A 17989-nucleotide genomic window follows, 5' to 3' on the forward strand; every position below is an offset into this window, starting at 1 on the left:
GCTTTGCCGGCAAAAAGCCCCAAACCGGCCACCGTCGCCAAGATCGGGGCGTGGGTTGGGGCGGTGATGCGGCACGATGTCCGCCAGGTACGCGAGAACAGAGGTGGGCATGGCACGGTTCACGCGAGCCGGGGCGGTGGTGGGCGCCCTGACTCTGGCGGCGTCGCTGGCACTGACCGGATGCGGCGGCGACAAGAAGAAGCCGGAATTCGTTGGCGGGGCATCGTCGGACGTGAGCGCCACCCCTGGCTCAGCCGCACCTTCGACGCCGAGCACACCGAGCGGGCCGCCGCTCACGCTGAGCCCGGCCAACGGCACGAAGAACCGGCCGGTGAGCACGGAGATCAGCGCGAAACTCGCAGATGGCGGGAAGGTGTCCGCGGTCACCCTGACGGCGGACGGCGGTGGCTCGGTCGAGGGCAAGCTGCGTACCGACGGCTCGGCCTGGGTGCCGTCCGCTCCGCTGAAGTGGGGCACCCGCTACACGGCCACGGTGACGGCGAGCGCGTCGGACGGCACGAGCAGCCAGGGCACCAGCAGCTTCACCACGATGGCCAAGCCGAAGTCGACAATCGGTTCGGGCCTGTACCTCTTCGACGACAAGAGTTACGGGGTGGCCATGCCGGTGGTCACCGAGTTCCACCCGGGTATCCCGAAGAAGGACCGGGCGGCGGTGCAGAAGCGGATGTTCGTCCGGACCGACCCGCCGCAGCCGGGCGCGTGGCACTGGGTCAGCAATGGCACGCAGGCCTACTACCGGGCCCCGGAGTACTGGAAGCCGGGCACCACCATCACCGTGCGGATCGCCCTGGCGGGGGTGCCGCTGAGCAACGGCAGGTACGGCGACGTCGACCGCAAGGCCACCGCAAAGATCGGCCGGTCGTTCGAGATGAAGGTCGACAACGCCAACAAGAAGATGACGGTGTACGAGAACGGCGCGCCGGTGCGCACCATCCCGGTGAGCCTGGGCAAGAAGAGCACACCGTCGTCGAGCGGCACGATGGTGGTGATGGAGAAGAAGGAAGCCACGGTCTTCGACACCCGCGACGACCCGGATCCGGCCAACCGCTACGTGACCGACATCCAGTTCGCCCAGCGGCTCACCTGGGGTGGCGAGTACATCCACGCCGCGCCCTGGTCGGAGCACGTGCAGGGACGGCAGAACGTCTCGCACGGCTGCGTGAACGTGTCGATGGCGAACGCCAGGTGGTTGTTCGAGAAGACCCGGATCGGTGACCCGATCACGATCAAGGGCACCGAGCGCAGGATCGCCGCCGGTAACGGTTGGACGGCGTGGAGCGTGAGCTGGTCGGAGTTCATCAAGGGCAGCGCGTTGCCGGTGCCCAGCGGTGGGGCCGGCCCGGCGGTCTGAGCCGTCGGCCCTCGTTGCGCCGGCTCGGCCGTTGGCCGGGCCGGCGTACCCTTGCACTCCCGCCGCTCGATGACAGCGCGGCGACCCCCGCACTCCGGGCACGGAGACGAACCAGGCTCACGAAACGCCGAATAGTAGCAGGATTCGGGCACTATTGATGGCGTGTTTCGGTTCACCCTCGGCAACCGGGACCGGCTCTGGCGCGTCAGTAAGAGACGATGGGGCAGCGACCACAACTGTGAGGGAATTCATGCGAGCTAGCCAGGACCAGCTGATCAGGCCCGGTGGGCGACGCCGCGTGTTCGCGGCGGGCCTTCTCGCCGTGGCGCTGGCCTTCACCTCGGCCTGCACCGACGGCGACGGCGGCAAGCCGTCCTCGTGGCACGGCGGCGGCGAGAACCCGGCGCCGAAGGCCGCGGCGACGATCAGTGAGCCGGCAGCCGACGCCAAGGACGTGCCGGCGTCCACCGGCATCACCTTCACCACGAAGGACGCCGTGGAGACCGCTGTCGAGCTGAAGGACGCCGCCGGCAAGGCGGTCGAGGGCACCCTCGCCAAGGACGGCAAGTCGTGGCTGCCGACCGGCGCGTTGGCCTACGGCACGAGCTACACGGCCACCGTGACCGCCAAGGGCGACGACGGACGTCCGGCCACCGCGACGAGCACCTTCACCACCATGGCCAAGCCCGGCAATCAGGTACGGGTGAGCAGCTTCCTCGGTGACGACCAGGTGGTCGGGGTGGGCATGCCGCTGATCGTGAAGTTCAGCCGGGCCATCCCGGAGGACTACCGCGACGACGTGCAGCGCCGGATGACCGTCACCTCGACCCCGGCGCAGGAGGGGATCTGGCACTGGGTCAGCCCCACCGAGATCCGGTACCGGCCGAAGGAGTTCTGGAAGCCCGACAGCAAGGTCTCCTACCGGGTGCAGGCCGGCGGCCTGCCGATGGGTGCGGGTTGGTACGGCCGCGCCGACCTCGCGGTGGACGTCAAGATCGGCGCGGCGGTGGTCATGACGGTGGACAACAAGACCAAGCGGATGACGGTGACCCGCAACGGCTCTGTGATCAAGACCATCCCGGTCAGCCTGGGCAAGAAGAGCACGCCCTCGTCCAGCGGCACCATGGTCGTGATCGAGAAGCTGCGCAAGACGGTCTTCGACACGTTCGAGGAGCTGGGCCCGGAGGAGGGCTACCGCACCAAGATCGACTTTGCCCAGCGCCTCACCTGGGGCGGGGAGTTCATCCACGCGGCACCCTGGTCCGAGGGTCAGCAGGGCACCACGAACGTGTCGCACGGCTGCGTGAACGTGTCGATGGCCAACGGCGACTGGCTCTTCAAGAACACCCAGATCGGCGACCCGATCACTGTCAAGGGCACCGAGCGCAAGCTGCAGAACGGCAACGGCTGGACCGACTGGAACATGAGCTGGGACGAGTACGTCAAGGGCAGCGCCCTTCCGTACGAGCCTCCGGCCGACCCGGACGCCGCCACCCCGGCTCCGGACGGGACGGTCACCCCGTCCCCCACGCCGACCGCCTGAGCCAGCCGACGAAAGCCCCCTCCGAGGAGGGGGCTTTCGCGTGGTCCCCTATTTCGCCCCTACAACGACTCAGGCCCCCTCCGAGGAGGGGGCCTGAGCAGTGAAACCAGTGGGGTGACTGATGGGAATTGAACCCACGACAACCGGGACCACAACCCGGTGCTCTGCCAACTGAGCTACAGCCACCATGCCGCCGTCGCCCGGTCAATCGCTCCGGGCGGGGTGCGGACCAATAATAGCCACACCGCGACGCACCTCGTCCAGCGGGTTCCCTGCTCCCCGGGACGAGCCGGCGCGGTCAGAGTTCGGCGGCGATGGCCTTGGCGGTCTCGACATCCGGGCCGGGCAGCGGAACGAAGACTGTGCGCCGGTAGTACTCCAACTCCCGGATGCTCTCCCGGATGTCGGCCAGCGCCCGGTGCGCGAGACCCTTCTGCGGCTGACCGAAGTACACCCGGGGGTACCAGCGGCGGCAGAGTTCCTTGATCGACGACACGTCGATCATCCGGTAGTGCAGGTGCGCGTCGAGGCGGGGCATGTCCCGGGCGATGAAGCCCCGGTCGGTGGCGATCGAGTTGCCGCAGAGCGGAGCCGTACGCGGGTCCTTGACGAAGGTGCGGACGTAGTCCAGGACCAGGTCCTCGGCCTCGGCGAGGGTGACCGCCGAACGACGGACCTCCTCGGTGAGGCCGGACTTGGCGTGCATGGTCTGAACGATCTCCGGCATCCCCTCCAGTGCCGCCTCATCGGCGTGGATGACCACGTCGACACCGTCACCCAGCACGTTGAGGTCGGGATCGGTGACCAGTGCCGCAACCTCGATCAGTTTGTCCCTGCCGAGGTCCAACCCAGTCATCTCACAGTCGATCCAGACGAGGAGATCAGCCACCGGGACAGCCTACGCGCAGCCCACGCCCCGCGGCTGCGCGCTCTCGGCGGACCGGCCCGCTAGGGTTTCGGGGTGCCAGCAGAACCCGTCGCACCGCCCGCCGTCACCGAAGACGATCCCGGCGGCCGTACGGTCCGTCGCCTGGTCGCGGTCGTGGCCCTCGGCGCTGTGCTGCCAGCCCTGTACCTGCCCGGCCTCGTGCACAACTTCTTCGATCTCAAGATCTACATGTCCGCGATGGACTGGTGGCGCGTCGGCCACCCGCTCTACGACTACGTCCAGCCCGACCGGGTGCAGGGCGAGTTGTACTTCACCTACCCACCATTCAGCGCGCTGCTGCTGTGGCCGTTCGGTCTGCTGCGGCTCGGCGCCACCGTGGCGATCTTCACGGCGCTCACCGTGCTGGCCGTGGTGCTGACCACCCGGTGGCTGGTGACGCCGGTGATCGCCCGACACGACCTGCCCCGAAGGTTCACCCTGGTCGCCGCCGTACTGCTGGTGCTGGCGGTGGAGAGCATCCGCGAGACGATCACCTTCGGCCAGATCAACATGCTGCTGGTCGTGCTGATCCTGGCCGACCTGCTGTTCGCGGTACCGCAGGCGCGACGCTGGGCCGGGGTGGGCGTGGGGCTGGCGACGGCGCTCAAGCTCTTTCCCGGCATCTTCATCGTGTACCTGCTGGCCACCCGGCGGTGGCGGGCCGCGGCGGTGGCGAGCGCGACCGCGGCGGCGGCGACCCTGCTCGCGGCGGCGATCGCCCCTCGTGACTCGTGGCGGTTCTGGACGCACGAGCTGTGGACCACCGAGCGGGTGGGACGCACCGACATCGTCGGCAACCAGTCGCTGTTCGGCCTGCTCAGCCGGTTCACCGAGCCGGAGAAGCCGGACCGGCTGCTCTGGCTGCTGCTGGTCGCCACGGTCGCCGGCTACGGGCTGTGGCGGGCCGCCCGCGCGGCGCGGGCCGGTGACCCGTTGACGGGCCTGACGTTGACCGGGTTGGTCGGTTCCCTGGCGAGCCCGATCACCTGGACCCACCACATCTACTGGTTCGTGCCGGCGGTGGTGCTGCTCGCCGACGCGGCGTTGAGCGCGGACCGCCCGGACGAGGCACGCCGGCGTCGGTGGCTGGCCGGGCTCGCGCTGGGCATCACCGCCGTGACCATCTACGGCGTGGTGACGTTCCAGGCCTGGGGCGCGGGACCGGTCCGCACTCACGACCCGGTGGACTTCGTCGTGCAGAACACCTACGTGCTGCTCAGCCTGCTGCTGCTGGTGGTGTTGCCGGTGCGCTCGGGGCTCAGTGCGGAAAATCGCACCAATTGGACAGACCTCCCGAGTAACCATGTTCGGCGCTAACCTGTCCTCATCTACCTCAAGCGTCGCTCGGGTAGCACCGATCCCCCGGTGAGAGTGGCCCTCCGCGTCGGCAGCGCGGAGGGCCACTCGCCGTCTCACCCACCGCCACCGGCCGGGCCGTCACCCGCCAGGGCCGCCACGGGCCGGCTCGTCGCCCGGCGCGGCCGCCACCGGGCGGGCCGTTGGCTCGTCCACGTCGGCCGGGGGCCAGGCGAGACTCAGCGTCACCTCCGGCGGGCGGGGCGGCCGGACCGGTTCGTCCAGGTCGGCGAGGGTGGCCGCGCGGGCCGCGCCGATCGCCGGCCGGGCGGATTCCGGGGCCCCGGAGCCGACCGGGGCGAGTTGTCGCGCCGGCAACGGTGGGGTCGGATCGGGTTGCCGGAGGCCCAGGCCACTCAGCGAGGTGACCCCGAGCCGGCCGGCGAGCACCGGCACCTGATCCGGCTCGACCACGAAGATCACCTCGCGTGGCCGTAGCGGCCGCAGCAGGAGCAGCGCCGCGCACACCACCAGCAGCACGCCGACGGTCAACAGACCCCAGGTGGCCGGGCCGGTCCACCCGACCCGCAACTCGGCGCGCAGGTCCAGGGCCAGGTCGGCCTCGCCGTCGGGGCGCATCACCACCAGGCTCATGGGTTCGCCGGCGAGGTCGTCCGCGCTCCACTCCAGCGAGCCGATCCCGTCGCGTACCCAGAAGGGCCGGCCCAGCGGTGTGACCGGCCCGTCGGCCGTCGCGACGCCCGGGGTGTCGGCGGCCGGTCCGGCCGGATCAAGCCGGACCGGCAGCGGACCCCGGGCCAGCGCCACCCGGCGGACCGTGGCGTGCGGCACCGCCTCCAGCCAGCCACGCACCTCGGCGGTGGGCGCCAAACCGACGAAGGCCGGCCCGCCGGTGGTGCGGGCGTCCAGGCGCAGTCGGGTCTGCGCGGTACGCGCGAAGGGCGCCTCCTGCCGCAGCAACCGGTCGAGGTCGGTGACGACGATCGCGTGACCGGGCGTGCGGACCGTTTCGAAACGGGCGGCGAAGGACCCACCGGGGTCGGCGTGTCGGCTCACCAGCCACAGCCCGCCGCCGGCGAACAGCGCCGGAATTCCCACGACCAACAGCAGCACTCCGGCGATCATCCGCACGAACCGCATCCGCACCGTCCCCCTCCGTAGCCAAATACCCGGCCGACCTTACCGACGTACGCCGTCTGATCAGGGGATATCCACGGCACGGTCGGCATCGGCTCCGGAAAGCGCGCTGGCCCGCCGGAAGATCCGGCGGGCCAGCGGGTGGAACAGGGTCAGGCCTTGGCGACCGGCTCCCGGCGGGTACGCGCGAACGCCAGCCCGCCCAGCACCAGGCCGGCCAGGCCGGCGACGAGACCGGCCACACCGAGGCCGACCGCGAGCCCGTTGCCGTCGTCGTCGTCATCGTCGTCGGGCGAGGCGACGGCTGCGGTCGGCGAGGCCGAACCCGACGGCGCCGCGGCGGCGGCCAGGGTGAGCACCGGAGCGGGGTGCTCCGGCTCCTCGGCACCCGGCGCCGGCTCGTCGATCCACCGCGAGATGTTGCCGTCCGAGTAGGTCTGCAGGGTCTTGAAGACCATCGAGTCGACCTGCGGCAGCGGCCCCATCGAGACGGGGAACTCCTGGAACTGACCCGGCTTCACCCCCGCGTCACCGGAGGCCGTCCAGGTGATCTTGGAGACCGCTTCGGTGAGCTGACTGCCGTGCACCTCGATCGGCGGGTCCACCTTGCGCTTCTCCGTGGTGACCGTCCAGCCGGGCACCGGCATCGTCGACACCGAGCCGACCGGGGCGTTCTCCGGCAGTACCACCTCCAGCTTGGTGGTCGACGCGGTGTCGCTCTCGTTGGGCACCCGGAACGCCACCCGGGCGTAGCCACCCTGGGACGCCTCCTTCGGGTTCACCGTGACGTGTGCGGACGCCGGTCCGGCGAAGCCGAGCACAGCGGTGGCGGCGGCGGTGAACGCCAGGGCGGCAGCGGCGGTTGCGGTACGCCGGAGTCGGGTCATGGGTTTCGCGAACCTCTCTAACGGATGGGCACGGTGGCGGTCACCGTGGCCTGGTCGATGTCGGTCGTTCGGGCGGTGATCTTCAGTTGCCACTCGCCGGGGGTCGGCAGGCTGATGTCGCCGTAGGCGTGACTGTCCGTCAACCGCAGCAACGGCACCTCGATCGGCTCGATCCCGGCCGAGGGCAGCGCGACGGTCGCCTTCCACTCCGCGACCAGCAGCGGCTGGTTGGCCTTGTCGTACGCGTACAGGTGCACCGAGTTGTTGCCCCGCTCGGCCGGGCTCACCTCGACCTCGACGGTCAGGAGCGGGCTGGAGAGCCTGGTGCTGAAGAGGCCGGCCTCGGCCCCGGCGGATGGGGCGGCTCCGGCGGTGCGCGCCGGCGTGGTCTGCACGAGCGTGGCGGACACGGCCAGCACCACCACGGTGACTGCCAACTCCACCAGGACCGCCCGGCGCACCGGCGCCGGGCGTTGCGCCGCGACGCGGCTACGCACCAACTTCCGGGAGTACGCGGCCACGGCGATGACCAGCGCGAACAGGCCGATCTTGGCGAGCAGCAAGCGCCCGTACGTGGTGTCGAAGAGCGCCTGCGGGGTGGCCACCTCGATCAGCGCCTGGACGGTGCCGGCCAGCAGCAGCGCCGAGACGGCGAGCGCCGCCCAGCGAGACCAGATCGGCAGGATCGCGCCCAGCTCCCGCTCGTCGGCCTGGCGCAGCAGGAACACCGCGAGCATGAGCAGACCGCCCAGCCAGACCGCCATGCTGCCCAGGTGGACCGCGTCGACCACCACGGAGACCGCCGGCGCCGGGGACGCCGCCGGGTGCCCGGCCAGCGGCCAGGTCAGCAGGGCGGCGCCGCCGAGCACGGCCAGGATGATCGCGTCCGCCCGGCCGGCGGGCCGGGCCAGCAGCGGGCGGAGCAGGAAGACGGACGCCGCCAGCAGGCCGAGTCGGACCAGATGGGCGGCGCCGAAGGCGCTGCCGAACACACTGCCGAACCCCTCGCCGGTGACGTCGAAGAGACCACCACCGGCCGTGTAGGGCACCTGCAACCACAGGTCGGCGAGGGTGGCGAAGGCAACCAGACCGAGGCCGGTCCAGGCCAGCCGGGTCGGCCCCCGCCGGGAGAGCCGTCGCGGCCAGAGCGCGGCGAGCACCAGCGCCGGCCCGACCAGCAGCACCAGGCCGGCGTACCCGAGGAAGCGAGCCACCTTCACCGCCGTGCCCACCACCGGGTTGGCGCGGCTGTCCGTGCCGGAGTCGACGGGTGGGGTCGAGGGTGCGCCGACCGAGTAGGTGTACGCCCCGGAGACCGGATGGCTGTCGGCGGAGATCACCCGGAAGCTGACCAGGTAGGTGCCGCGGGCGCCGGCCGGGTCCACCGGGATGGTCACCACACCGCCGCTGAACGACGGTTCGCCCCGGTCGGCCCGGGAACCGTCCGGCGCGATGACCCGGATCTTGCCGGGCACCTTGCGGACCGACTCGCTGAACGTGAGGACCACCTCGGACGGCCCGCTCGGCACGATGGAGGCGGCGGCCGGACTGCTGCTCTGCAGCACCGCGTGGGCGCTCGCGGAGGTGGCTGGCGCGATCAACAGGGCGACGACGGTGACCAGGAGGCCGGCGGCTGCGGCCAGCCTGGCGGCCCAGCGGCGGGGGGCGACAGTCATGCCGGCCATGGTCGCCGATGGGTGTCCCCGTCGGCGACCCGAGGGGGGTGGTCGCTTCTGTGGTCGCACGTCATGAACTGGTAGTCGGCCCGGGTCGGGGAAAAGTTCCCGACGTGGCGCAGACCATCCAGGGGCCGAACGACCCTGACGCGCCGCCGACTGCCGCGTAACCTGGTGTGTCGTGATCCCTGTCCCGCGTGACTCCGGTGCCGCCGGTCCGGCAGAGCCGGTCGACGAGGTCGCCCGGGACCCGGCAACCGAGTGGGCTCTGACCGCCCGCGACGGTGACCCCACCGCCCAGGCGGCGTTCGTCCGGCTGACCCAGGCCGAGGTCTGGCGCTTCGCCGCCGCCCTGGTCGACCCGGACAGCGCCGACGACCTGGCTCAGGAGACCTACCTGCGGGCGTTCCGGGCACTGCCCGCCTTCGAGGGTCGCTCCAGCGCCCGCACCTGGCTGCTCGGCATCGCCCGGCGGGCCTGCGCCGACCACCTGCGCACCGTCGTCAGGCGGCGGCGGCTCGACGAGCGCCTGGCGGCGAACGCGTACACCGACCGACCGCACCCGGACCCGGCCGGCCAGTTCGGCGCCGCCGACCTGGTCCGTCGCCTCGGCCCGGAGCGGCGCTCCGCGTTCGTGCTCACCCAACTGCTCGGCCTGTCGTACGCCGAGGCCGCCGCCGTCGAAGGGGTGCCGGTGGGCACCATCCGGTCCCGGGTCGCCCGGGCCCGAGACGACCTGGTCGAGGCGGTCGGCGACGCCCTGGCCGGCTGAACGCGGAACTTCCGGCGCGGACGGGACGACAAATGAGCGTGACAGCACCTTCCACCCGGGGCCACCGTTGGCCAGTGGTCCGCCCGTGGCTCGGCATCGCGGCCCGACTCGGCCTCGCCGCCGTCTGGCTGGTCGCCGGCGCGTCGAAGGTCAGCGACCTCGCCGCCTCCGGGCGGGCGGTCAACGCGTACCAGGTGATGCCGTACGACGTGGCGACAGTGATCGGCGCGGCGCTGCCCTTCGTCGAGCTGGCGTTGGGCGTGCTGCTGCTGCTCGGGCTGGCCACCCGGCTCGTCGCCGGGGTGTCCGCCGCGCTGCTGGTGGTCTTCATCGCGGGGATCGCCTCGGCCTGGGCGCGTGGACTGGCCATCGACTGCGGCTGCTTCGGCAGCGGCGGGCAGCTGGCCGCGGGGCAGGCACCCAGTTACCTCCCGGAGATCCTCCGGGACCTGGGATTCTTGGTTCTGGCCGGATTTCTGCTGATCTGGCCACGTACGCCGGTATCGGTGGACGGGTGGGTGTCCGGCGAACCCGTTGTGGAGGACGAGGATGAGTAGTCGCAAGGGGCAGCGGGACGCCGCCCGGGTGGTCCGCGAGCAGTTGGCCCGCGAGCGGCGCCGCCGCCGCACGATCTGGGTCTCCGCCGCCGCGGTCGTCGTCCTGGTCATCGCCGGCGTCATCGGGTGGGCCGTCTGGTCCAACCAGCGCTCCGACAGCTTCACCACCCCACCCGGCGCCAACGCGGAGGGCACCGGCATCGTCACCGGCGGCGGCCCGGTCACCGTCGACGTCTACGAAGACTTCCTCTGCCCGGCCTGCAAGCAGTTCGAGCAGGCCAGCGGGTCCACGCTCGAACAGTTGGCGGCCGAGAACAAGGCGAAGGTGGTCTACCACCCCGTCGCGTACCTCAACCGTTTCTCCACCACCGACTACTCCACCCGCTCCTCGGCCGCCTCCGGCTGCGCTGCGGCGGGCGGCAAGTACCACGAGTACGCCAAGGCGCTCTTCGCCCAGCAGCCGCCGGAGGGCAGTGCCGGGCTCACCGACGACAAGCTCATCGACATCGGCACCAGCGTGGGCCTCGACCGGGGCTCCTTCGGCAGCTGCGTCAAGGACGGCACGTACAAGAGTTGGACCGAACACGTCACCGAAGACGCCAGCCAGAGCAACGTCACCGGCACGCCGACCGTCAAGGTCAACGGTCAACCCGTCGAGAACCCCACCCCGGACGCTCTCACCGCAGCCGTGGCGGCGGCCGGCAAGTGATCCGTACCCTGCTGGGCCGCGCCAGCCTGATCGCCGCCGCAGCCGGCCTGGTGACAGTGATCAGCGCGGCCCCCGCCGCCGCGCACGGCGCTGACGCACCGGACGGCACCGACTACCGCACCCGGACCACCGGGGTCGCACCGGCGCGGCCAGGGCTTGAGGTACGCGTCATCGAGGCGGGCGCCCGACTGGAGCTGACCAACCGCACCGGCCGCGCCATCGAGGTCATCGGCTACTCCGGCGAGCCGTACCTGCGCGTCGGCCCGGACGGGGTCTTCGAGAACAGCCACTCCCCCGCCACGTACCTGAACCGCACCATCGCCGGGGACACGGCGCTCCCGCCCGAGGCGGACCCGGCCGCCGCACCCTCCTGGCAACGGATCGACGACGGCACCACCGCGCGCTGGCACGACCAGCGCGCGCTGTGGCAGGAGTCGGCACCACCGGCCGCGGTACGCGCCGCACCGGATCGCGAGCAACGGGTCCGGGACTGGACGATTCCGCTGCGCGACGGCACCGACCCGATGACGATCGGTGGCACGCTGGACTGGGTGCCGCCGCCGGACGCGTACACCTGGTGGGCCGCGACCATCGTGCTCCTGCTCGCGGTGGGCGGGCTCGGCCTGTTCGCCGCCACCGCCCCGGCCGGCGGTCGCGCGCTGTCCGCGCTCGGCGTGTTGCTGATCGTCGGCGGCGTGCTGGCCGTCGGATACCCGGTGGGACGGGAGTTGGACGCGGGCGCCCAGGGCGTGGGCGGGGTGCTGGTCGGGCTGCTCTCCGGGCAGATCTGGTCCCTGTTCACCGGCCTCGGCGCGATCGCCGCCGGTTGGTACGCGCTGAGCCGCCGCCCGGCCGCCGACTTCGTGGTCGCGCTGGCCGGGGCCTGCCTGGCGCTCTTCGCCGGAGCGTCGAACGCCGCCGTGTTCGCCCGTGCCATCGCTCCGGTGCCCTGGTCGTCCGCGGCCGCCCGGGTGATGGTGGCGCTCTTCCTGATCACCGGCGCCGGCGCGACAGCCGCCGGCATCCTGCGCCTGCACGCCACCTCCCGCGCCACCGCCGCGGCACCGCGGGTCGAGGCCGCCGAGAGTGGGTCTACGGCTGCGGGGTGAACCCGTAGGGAAGCTCCAGGCGGTGTCTTGCCAGCAGGGGGGCGTCGTTGAGCAGCGTGTTGGTGGGGGCGTCGGCGACGATCCGGCCGTTGTCCAGGATCACCGAGCGCTCGCACAGCTCCGCCGCGTACGGCAGGTCGTGCGTGACCATCAGCAGGGTCACCGGCAGGCCGCGCAGGATCTCGGCGAGCTCCCGTCGGGCCGCCGGGTCCAGGTTCGACGACGGCTCGTCGAGCACCAGGATCTCCGGGTGCATGGCGAGCACGGTGGCCACCGCCACCCGGCGGCGCTGCCCGAACGACAGGTGCTGCGGGGCCCGGTCCCGGTGCTCACTCATCCCCACCGCGGCGAGCGCTTCGTCCACCCGGGCGGCCAACTCGGCCCCCCGCAGACCAAGGTTCGCCGGCCCGAACGCCACGTCCTCCGCCACTGTGGGCAGGAACAACTGGTCGTCCGGGTCCTGGAAGACGATGCCCACCCGACGGCGTACCTCGGCCAGGGTGGCCCGATCCGGGGTGACCGTCAGCCCGCCGACGCTCACGCTGCCCTCGGTCGGGGTCAGGATGCCGTTGAGGTGCAGCACCAGCGTGGTCTTGCCGGCACCGTTGGGCCCGAGCAGCGCCACCCGGTCGCCCCGCGGCACGTTCAGGTCGACCCCCTGAAGGGCGACGTGCCCGTCCGGGTACGCGTAACGAACGCCCCGAACGTCCAGCGAGACAGCGGTCTGCACGACACCGATCATGACAGCACGACGGCGGTGGCGGCGATGGAGGCCGCCAACACCGGCACGGTCGCCGCGACCAGCCACTGACCGGCGCTCGCCGCACCCTCGCCCTGCCACACGGCGGGCATCCGACCGGTGTAGCCCCGGGACAGCATCGCCAGATAGACCCGCTCGCCACGCTCGAAGGCGCGCAGGAACAACGCCCCGATCCCGGCGGCGAAGCCACGCAGCTGCCACAGGAAGCGCGGGTCGTCGCCCCGGGAGATCCGGGCCACCCGCATCCGCCGCGCCTCGCCGACCAGCACGTCGAGGTAGCGCAGCATGAACGTGGCGATCTGGGTGAGCACCTGCGGGCAGTGCAACCGGTCCAGCCCCACGATCAGGTCCCGGGTGGTGGTGGTCGCGGCCAGCAGCAGCGAGGCGAGCACCCCCAGCGTGCCCTTGGCCAGGATGTTCCACGCGCCGTGCAGCCCGTCCTCGGACAGCCGCAGGCCCAGCACCTCGACCCGGTCGCCGCTGCCGAGGAACGGCAGGGCGACAGCGAACAGCACGAACGGCAGCTCGATCAACGCTCGGCTGAGCAACCACCGTGGGCCCACCCGGGCCAGCGCCGCCACCGCCGCCACCAGCACGGCGTACGCGCCGAAGGCCCAGAACGCCTCGCGTGGAGTGGCCACCACGGCGAGGGTGAAGACCACCATCGCCACGATCTTGACCTCGGGCGGGAGCCGGTGCACCGGCGAGTCCGACTCGCGGTACAGCACGTGCGCGTGACCGGCCCCCATCCGCGTATCCCTACTCAGCTGGCCGCGTCGGCGCGTCGCCGGACGTCGCCGGACGTCGCGGGGTCACCCTCGGTGGGCGTCGCCGCGTCACCGTCGGTCGGCGTGGCGCCTCGACGGCGCAGCAGCCAGAACCCGCCGGCCCCGATCGCGAAGGTGACCAGCACCCCGAGCACCCCGGAGAGGCCGGTGGAGACGAAGCTGTTGCGCACACCCCGTACGCCGTAGTCGGCGAGCGGGCTGTCGGCCAACTCGTGGTCACGGGCCTGCTGGGCCGGGCAGCTGCCCCCGACGATGTTGTCGTCGGCGTCGACGGTGCAGCCCTTGAGCAGGGACGAGTCCAGCCCATCCGGGTGGGAGGAGGCGTAGTTGCTCACCACGCCGGCGAGCAGCAGGGCGACCAGCAGGCCGCCGGCCAGGAAGGCCCAGGAACGGTTCTTCATCGGACACCTCCGGCGACCGGGACGGCGGGGGCGGCGGGCGCGCGCAGGGATCGCAGCGCGTACACCAGGTCGGGGCGCACCTTCGCGACGGTCAGCACGGTGGTCGCGGTGATAAGACCCTCACCGATGCCGATCAGCAGGTGGACGCCGGCCATCGTGCCGGCCAGGCCACCCAGGTTGTTGCCCAGGTCGGTGGTGCCACCCAGCCAGTACTCCAGGACGAAGCCCTGCGACGCCACCACCACGCTGAGCGTCGCGGCGACGAACGCGGTAACGGCCAGACCGGCCCGCGTGCGGGGCAGCACCCGCAACAGCAGCGCGATCAGCGCGTACGCCGCGGCGGTGCCGAGCAACGCCATGTTGGTGATGTTGAGGCCGAGCATCGCCACGCCGCCGTCGCCGAAGATCAGTGCCTGTACGACCAGCACCACGGCGACGCAGAGCGCACCGACCCACGGGCCGACCAGCATGGCGGCGAGCGCGCCACCGAGCAGGTGACCACTGACACCGGCCGTGAAGATCGGGAAGTTGAGCATCTGGACGGCGAAGATGAACGCCGCCACCAGGCCGGCCATCGGGGCCAGCCGGTCGTCCAGGTCGCGCCGGCCGCGCAGAACGCAGGCGGTGAGCGCGGCAAGAGCGAGCGCAGCGAAGATCGCCGCCACGGGACCGTCGATGATCCCGTTCGAGATGTGCATCGCCAGTGTCTCCACGCGACCTCCCACGCGTCAGCGGGCCCGACCGGGCCGGCGTGGGTCAGCCTATTTCCCAACCATCGTTGTTGCCAGACTCTGGCAACAACGCATGGGCTTGATCACTCCAGGTCGAGCCCCGCCGGCCCGCGCCGTACCCCACACGCCGACGCGTCGCGCCGGCGGCGGCGCTCGCCGGCACGGCGGTAGGGTCGGGGCCATGACCTCGCCCGACCGCCTCTCCCCCGGTGACCCCGCGCCCGAGTTCACCCTCGCCACCGACACCGGCGACCAGCTCTCCCTCGCCGACCTGCGAGGTCGCAAGGTCGTCCTGTACGCCTACCCGGCCGCGATGACCCCCGGCTGCACCAAGCAGGCCTGCGACTTCCGCGACTCGCTCGCCTCACTCCAGGCCGCCGGCTACGAGGTCGTCGGCATCTCCCCGGACAAGCCGGAGAAGCTGGCGAAGTTCCGCGAGCGCGACGCCATCACCTTCCCGCTGGTGTCGGACCCGGACAGGTCGGTGCTGACCGCCTACGGCGCGTACGGCGAGAAGCAGCTCTACGGCAAGACCGTCACCGGCGTGATCCGCTCGACGTTCGTGATCGACGCCGACGGCAAGGTCGAGCGGGCGCTCTACAACGTCAAGGCCACCGGACACGTCGCCAAGCTCCGCCGCGACCTCGGCCTGGACTGACCTGTCGTACCGGATCGCTACGGTCCGTCAGTGGTTCGATACAAATACACGCCCGAAGCGCTGGCCGCCGCTGCCGCCGTCGCCCGCAACATCACCGAGGTGATGCGGCTGCTCGGCGTACGCGTCAGCGGTGGCTCACAACAAGGGGCGGCGCGGCGAACGGCGCACCACATCCGCGCAGCTTCTGGTTGTGCTGCCCGACGGGTCCCGCCGGACGCCCGGCGTGCGGTTGAAGTGGGCGCTGGGCACACTCGGCGTGCCGGAGGAGTGCGAGGGCTGTGGGATAGGGCCGGTGTGGCGAGGCGTGTCCCTCATCCTGCACGTCGACCACATCAACGGGGACTTCCTCGACAACCGGCCTCCGAACCTGCGGCTCCTCTGCCCGAACTGCCACAGCCAGACCGCTACCTACGCCGGGCGAGGAAAACGGGCTTCCGACCTCCCCATCCTCGCGACGCCAACCGATGGGGAGGAACGCGACGGCGGGACGACCGGCTCCGATCGCCGACCGGCCACCCGGACGGAACTCGTCGACCTGTTCGGTCGGGTCGATGCACAGCAGGTGACGGCCCTGGAGGCGGCACGGCAGTTGGGCTGGACTCCGGCCTTCCTGCACAAGGCTCGGCGAAGGCTCGAGCAGGACGGCGTGTTGAAGCCGCGTCCGAGCGGGCAGTTGGCGTTCGATGGCTCATCGCGACGCGGTGATAGAACAGGCACTGGCACACCCGGATGCCGGACCGAAGCGGCTGTCCAGCGTTCTCCGCAATCTGCCTGGTGGGGGATGCAGAGTTGGTCACGGCACGATCTCGACCATCCTCAAGGAGGCCGGGCTCAACACCGCCGAAGCCAGACACTCTAAACTCAGGGAGTTGGCGGGAGTGGCGTAACGGCAGCCGCGCAGGTCTTAGGAACCTGTATCCGGAAGGATGTGGGGGTTCGAATCCCCTCTCCCGCACAGGACAACGGAAAACACGTGCTGAACGCCGGTTGTCGGGCGCGTCACTGTCGCGGGTCGTGGCCCTGGTCGTTGGGTCAGGATGGCGGGCGTGAGTCTGCGCTTCGTCCTTGATCCTGACCTGACCCCGCAGCTACGTGCCGAGATCGTCGATCTCTGGGTGGACGTCAGCAACGCCGGCGGGGCGGTCGGTTTCGTGCCACCGGTCACCGCCACCGACGTGCACGTCACCGCCGATCCGACCTTCGCCGGCATCGCGGACGGACCGGACCGGCTGCTGATCGGCTACTCCGGGGACCGGCTGACGGCGATGCTGATCTTCAGTGACAACCGTTTTCCGCTCACGGCGCACTGGTGTGTGCTGAAGCGGGTGATGGTCCACCCGGACACCCAGGGCGCCGGCTACGGCTCGGCGCTGATGATGGAGGCCGCCCGGCTGGGCAGGGCGTTGGGCCACGAGGCGCTGCACATCACGGTGCGCGACGGGCTGGGGTTGGACAAGTTCTACGGTCGCCTCGGCTACCGGGAGATCGGCCGGCTGCCGGGCGCGTTGCGGGTGGCACCCGATGACGACCGGGACGAGATTCTGATGTGGCTCGATCTGACGGTGGCCGACTGAGCGGTCAGCCCTCGCACCACCGGGCGTTGGCCCGGGCCGAGCTGGTGGTCGGCGCGTCGGTGGCCGGAGCGCTCGTCCTCGCCACCTCGACCGAGCGACGAGTCGGCGTCGGCGTGACGGCGGGTCGGCTGCTCGGCGGTCGGGTCGACGCGGGCGCGCGGCGTGTGGCGGCCCCGGCACCGGGTGCGTACATCCGGACCGTGCTGTTCTGCACCTGGCCCGGTGCCATCCGGATGCCGCCGACGGTGGCCCGGTTGCCGTACACGTCGGTGACCCGGACGTTGAACGGGCCCGGCCCGGCGCCGGAGGCGATCAGCCAGTAGTTGTAGTCCTGCCGGGCGGCCGACTGCCAGGGGTCACTGTCACGCTGCCGGACCTCGACGGACCGCAGCGGGTTGCCGTGGTTGCCGACGCGGACGGCGAACCACCACTGCGACGCGCCCTCCTTGATCCGGAAAGTGAGTGGTCCGGGCAGCGGCGGGTTGACCACCGCGCGGTAGGTGACCGGAACGAGGCCCTGGACCGGGTCGGCGATCCGGGCGAACGCCTCGCGGGACAGGTCGAGGTGGCCGGGCTCGCACTCCGGGCACTGGTCCATGATGAGCACCCGGACGGTCCCCTTGGGGCCGACGACGTCGAGGAATCCGCCGCAGGCGGCACCGGCGGAGTATTCGGCCGGACCGAGCGCGACGTAGAGCCGGTTGGCCGGGGCGGCCGGGTTCGAGCAGTTGCCGCCGGCGCCCTTGGAGTCGTAGAAGGTGGCCTTGCCGGTGTGCGTGGCGTTGCCGGTGGGTGGCGCGGCGGCCAGCGTCCGGCCGGCGGCGCAGGCCGGGGTGGAGCCGGAGCGCAGGGTGAGGGTGAGCCCGAGCGTCGCCGCGAGGACGGTGACGCCGGTGGCGACCAGCCAGGGCTTCGCGCCGGACGACGGCGCGGGCCGGTCCTCTGGAGGGTGGTCCAGGTCGATGTTGATGTCGACAGCGCTTCCGTCCGTCACGACGGCGATGCTGCCGGACCCGGTCGGGTACCGACAAGCGGGCTAAGCCAAAGCTAAGACAGCATCGACGGACGGT

19 protein-coding genes and 2 tRNA genes are annotated in these 17989 nt (G+C 71.5%); 11 read left to right on the forward strand and 10 right to left on the reverse strand.

Going from position 1 to position 17989, the window contains the following annotated elements; all coding sequences use genetic code 11:
* Positions 1-109: 109 nt before the first annotated feature.
* Both FB453_RS01480 and FB453_RS01485 read left to right on the forward strand, forming a co-directional pair.
* Positions 110-1372 carry an Ig-like domain-containing protein gene (locus FB453_RS01480; RefSeq protein ID WP_145786938.1) on the forward strand — a complete coding sequence of 421 codons (1263 nt, stop codon included), beginning with the start codon at positions 110-112 and terminating at the stop codon, positions 1370-1372.
* Between the two features lie 250 nt (positions 1373-1622).
* Positions 1623-2915 carry an Ig-like domain-containing protein gene (locus FB453_RS01485; protein WP_145786940.1) on the forward strand — a complete coding sequence of 431 codons (1293 nt, stop codon included), beginning with the start codon at positions 1623-1625 and terminating at the stop codon, positions 2913-2915.
* A 110-nt stretch (positions 2916-3025) separates the two neighbouring features.
* Here the strand turns inward: FB453_RS01485 and FB453_RS01490 are convergent.
* Positions 3026-3101 (reverse strand) — tRNA-His (locus FB453_RS01490).
* 112 nt (positions 3102-3213) lie between these two features.
* Complete coding sequence (orn, locus tag FB453_RS01495; RefSeq protein ID WP_091393455.1) at positions 3214-3804, reverse strand: oligoribonuclease; 591 nt, start codon at positions 3802-3804, stop codon at positions 3214-3216.
* A gap of 72 nt (positions 3805-3876) precedes the next feature.
* Here orn and FB453_RS01500 point away from each other — a divergent pair, with 72 nt between their 5' ends.
* A complete protein-coding gene (locus FB453_RS01500; protein WP_145786942.1) occupies positions 3877-5160 on the forward strand; it encodes a glycosyltransferase 87 family protein in 1284 nt (427 codons plus the stop codon).
* 120 nt (positions 5161-5280) lie between these two features.
* On the opposite strand, the gene FB453_RS34740 is transcribed toward FB453_RS01500, so the two are convergent.
* The 3 genes from FB453_RS34740 to FB453_RS01515 form a co-directional block, all read right to left on the reverse strand.
* A complete protein-coding gene (locus FB453_RS34740; protein WP_486480154.1) occupies positions 5281-6300 on the reverse strand; it encodes a hypothetical protein in 1020 nt (339 codons plus the stop codon).
* A gap of 149 nt (positions 6301-6449) precedes the next feature.
* Positions 6450-7184, reverse strand: a complete 735-nt coding sequence (locus FB453_RS01510; protein WP_145786944.1) for a YcnI family protein — start codon at positions 7182-7184, stop codon at positions 6450-6452.
* A 17-nt stretch (positions 7185-7201) separates the two neighbouring features.
* Positions 7202-8869 carry a copper resistance protein CopC gene (locus FB453_RS01515; protein ID WP_145786947.1) on the reverse strand — a complete coding sequence of 556 codons (1668 nt, stop codon included), beginning with the start codon at positions 8867-8869 and terminating at the stop codon, positions 7202-7204.
* Positions 8870-9041: 172 nt separating this feature from the next.
* Between FB453_RS01515 and FB453_RS01520 the strand changes: the two genes are divergently transcribed.
* Genes FB453_RS01520 through FB453_RS01535 form a run of 4 tightly spaced genes read left to right on the forward strand, consistent with a single transcriptional unit; the run spans position 9042 to position 12007 of the window.
* Complete coding sequence (locus FB453_RS01520) at positions 9042-9632, forward strand: sigma-70 family RNA polymerase sigma factor (protein ID WP_112582185.1); 591 nt, start codon at positions 9042-9044, stop codon at positions 9630-9632.
* Between the two features lie 32 nt (positions 9633-9664).
* A complete protein-coding gene (locus tag FB453_RS01525) occupies positions 9665-10189 on the forward strand; it encodes a MauE/DoxX family redox-associated membrane protein (protein WP_091393477.1) in 525 nt (174 codons plus the stop codon).
* The gene (locus tag FB453_RS01530; RefSeq protein ID WP_145786949.1) at positions 10182-10898 is read left to right on the forward strand and encodes a thioredoxin domain-containing protein; all 717 of its coding nucleotides are present in this window, start codon (positions 10182-10184) and stop codon (positions 10896-10898) included. Before FB453_RS01525 ends, FB453_RS01530 begins: the two co-directional genes overlap by 8 nt.
* Complete coding sequence (locus FB453_RS01535; protein ID WP_145786951.1) at positions 10895-12007, forward strand: hypothetical protein; 1113 nt, start codon at positions 10895-10897, stop codon at positions 12005-12007. Before FB453_RS01530 ends, FB453_RS01535 begins: the two co-directional genes overlap by 4 nt.
* Here FB453_RS01535 and FB453_RS01540 read toward each other — a convergent pair.
* The 4 genes from FB453_RS01540 to FB453_RS01555 are packed head-to-tail and all read right to left on the reverse strand — an operon-like array spanning position 11991 to position 14669.
* Entirely contained in the window at positions 11991-12749 is a 759-nt protein-coding gene (locus FB453_RS01540; RefSeq protein WP_145786953.1) for an ABC transporter ATP-binding protein, read from the reverse strand. The genes FB453_RS01535 and FB453_RS01540 overlap by 17 nt on opposite strands.
* Positions 12746-13516 carry a cobalt ECF transporter T component CbiQ gene (gene cbiQ, locus FB453_RS01545; RefSeq protein WP_145786955.1) on the reverse strand — a complete coding sequence of 257 codons (771 nt, stop codon included), beginning with the start codon at positions 13514-13516 and terminating at the stop codon, positions 12746-12748. Before cbiQ ends, FB453_RS01540 begins: the two co-directional genes overlap by 4 nt.
* Before the next feature lie 14 nt (positions 13517-13530).
* Entirely contained in the window at positions 13531-13956 is a 426-nt protein-coding gene (locus FB453_RS01550; RefSeq protein ID WP_145786957.1) for a PDGLE domain-containing protein, read from the reverse strand.
* Complete coding sequence (locus tag FB453_RS01555; RefSeq protein WP_112582195.1) at positions 13953-14669, reverse strand: energy-coupling factor ABC transporter permease; 717 nt, start codon at positions 14667-14669, stop codon at positions 13953-13955. The genes FB453_RS01550 and FB453_RS01555 overlap by 4 nt, the downstream gene beginning before the upstream one ends.
* 199 nt (positions 14670-14868) lie before the next feature.
* On the opposite strand from FB453_RS01555, the gene bcp reads away from it, so the two are divergent.
* From bcp to FB453_RS01575, 4 genes are all read left to right on the forward strand, one after another.
* Complete coding sequence (bcp, locus tag FB453_RS01560; RefSeq protein ID WP_112619597.1) at positions 14869-15345, forward strand: thioredoxin-dependent thiol peroxidase; 477 nt, start codon at positions 14869-14871, stop codon at positions 15343-15345.
* A gap of 130 nt (positions 15346-15475) precedes the next feature.
* The gene (locus FB453_RS01565) at positions 15476-16204 is read left to right on the forward strand and encodes an HNH endonuclease signature motif containing protein (protein ID WP_145786959.1); all 729 of its coding nucleotides are present in this window, start codon (positions 15476-15478) and stop codon (positions 16202-16204) included.
* 13 nt (positions 16205-16217) lie between these two features.
* Positions 16218-16300, forward strand: a tRNA-Leu gene (locus FB453_RS01570).
* 91 nt (positions 16301-16391) lie between these two features.
* Positions 16392-16919: a GNAT family N-acetyltransferase gene (locus tag FB453_RS01575; RefSeq protein WP_186717987.1), complete on the forward strand. Its 528-nt coding sequence runs from the start codon at positions 16392-16394 to the stop codon at positions 16917-16919.
* A gap of 4 nt (positions 16920-16923) precedes the next feature.
* Here the strand turns inward: FB453_RS01575 and FB453_RS01580 are convergent, their stop codons facing one another.
* A complete protein-coding gene (locus FB453_RS01580; RefSeq protein WP_186717989.1) occupies positions 16924-17913 on the reverse strand; it encodes an expansin EXLX1 family cellulose-binding protein in 990 nt (329 codons plus the stop codon).
* Positions 17914-17989: the final 76 nt, after the last annotated feature.

It is taken from the genome of Micromonospora sp. CNZ322, from assembly GCF_007827755.1.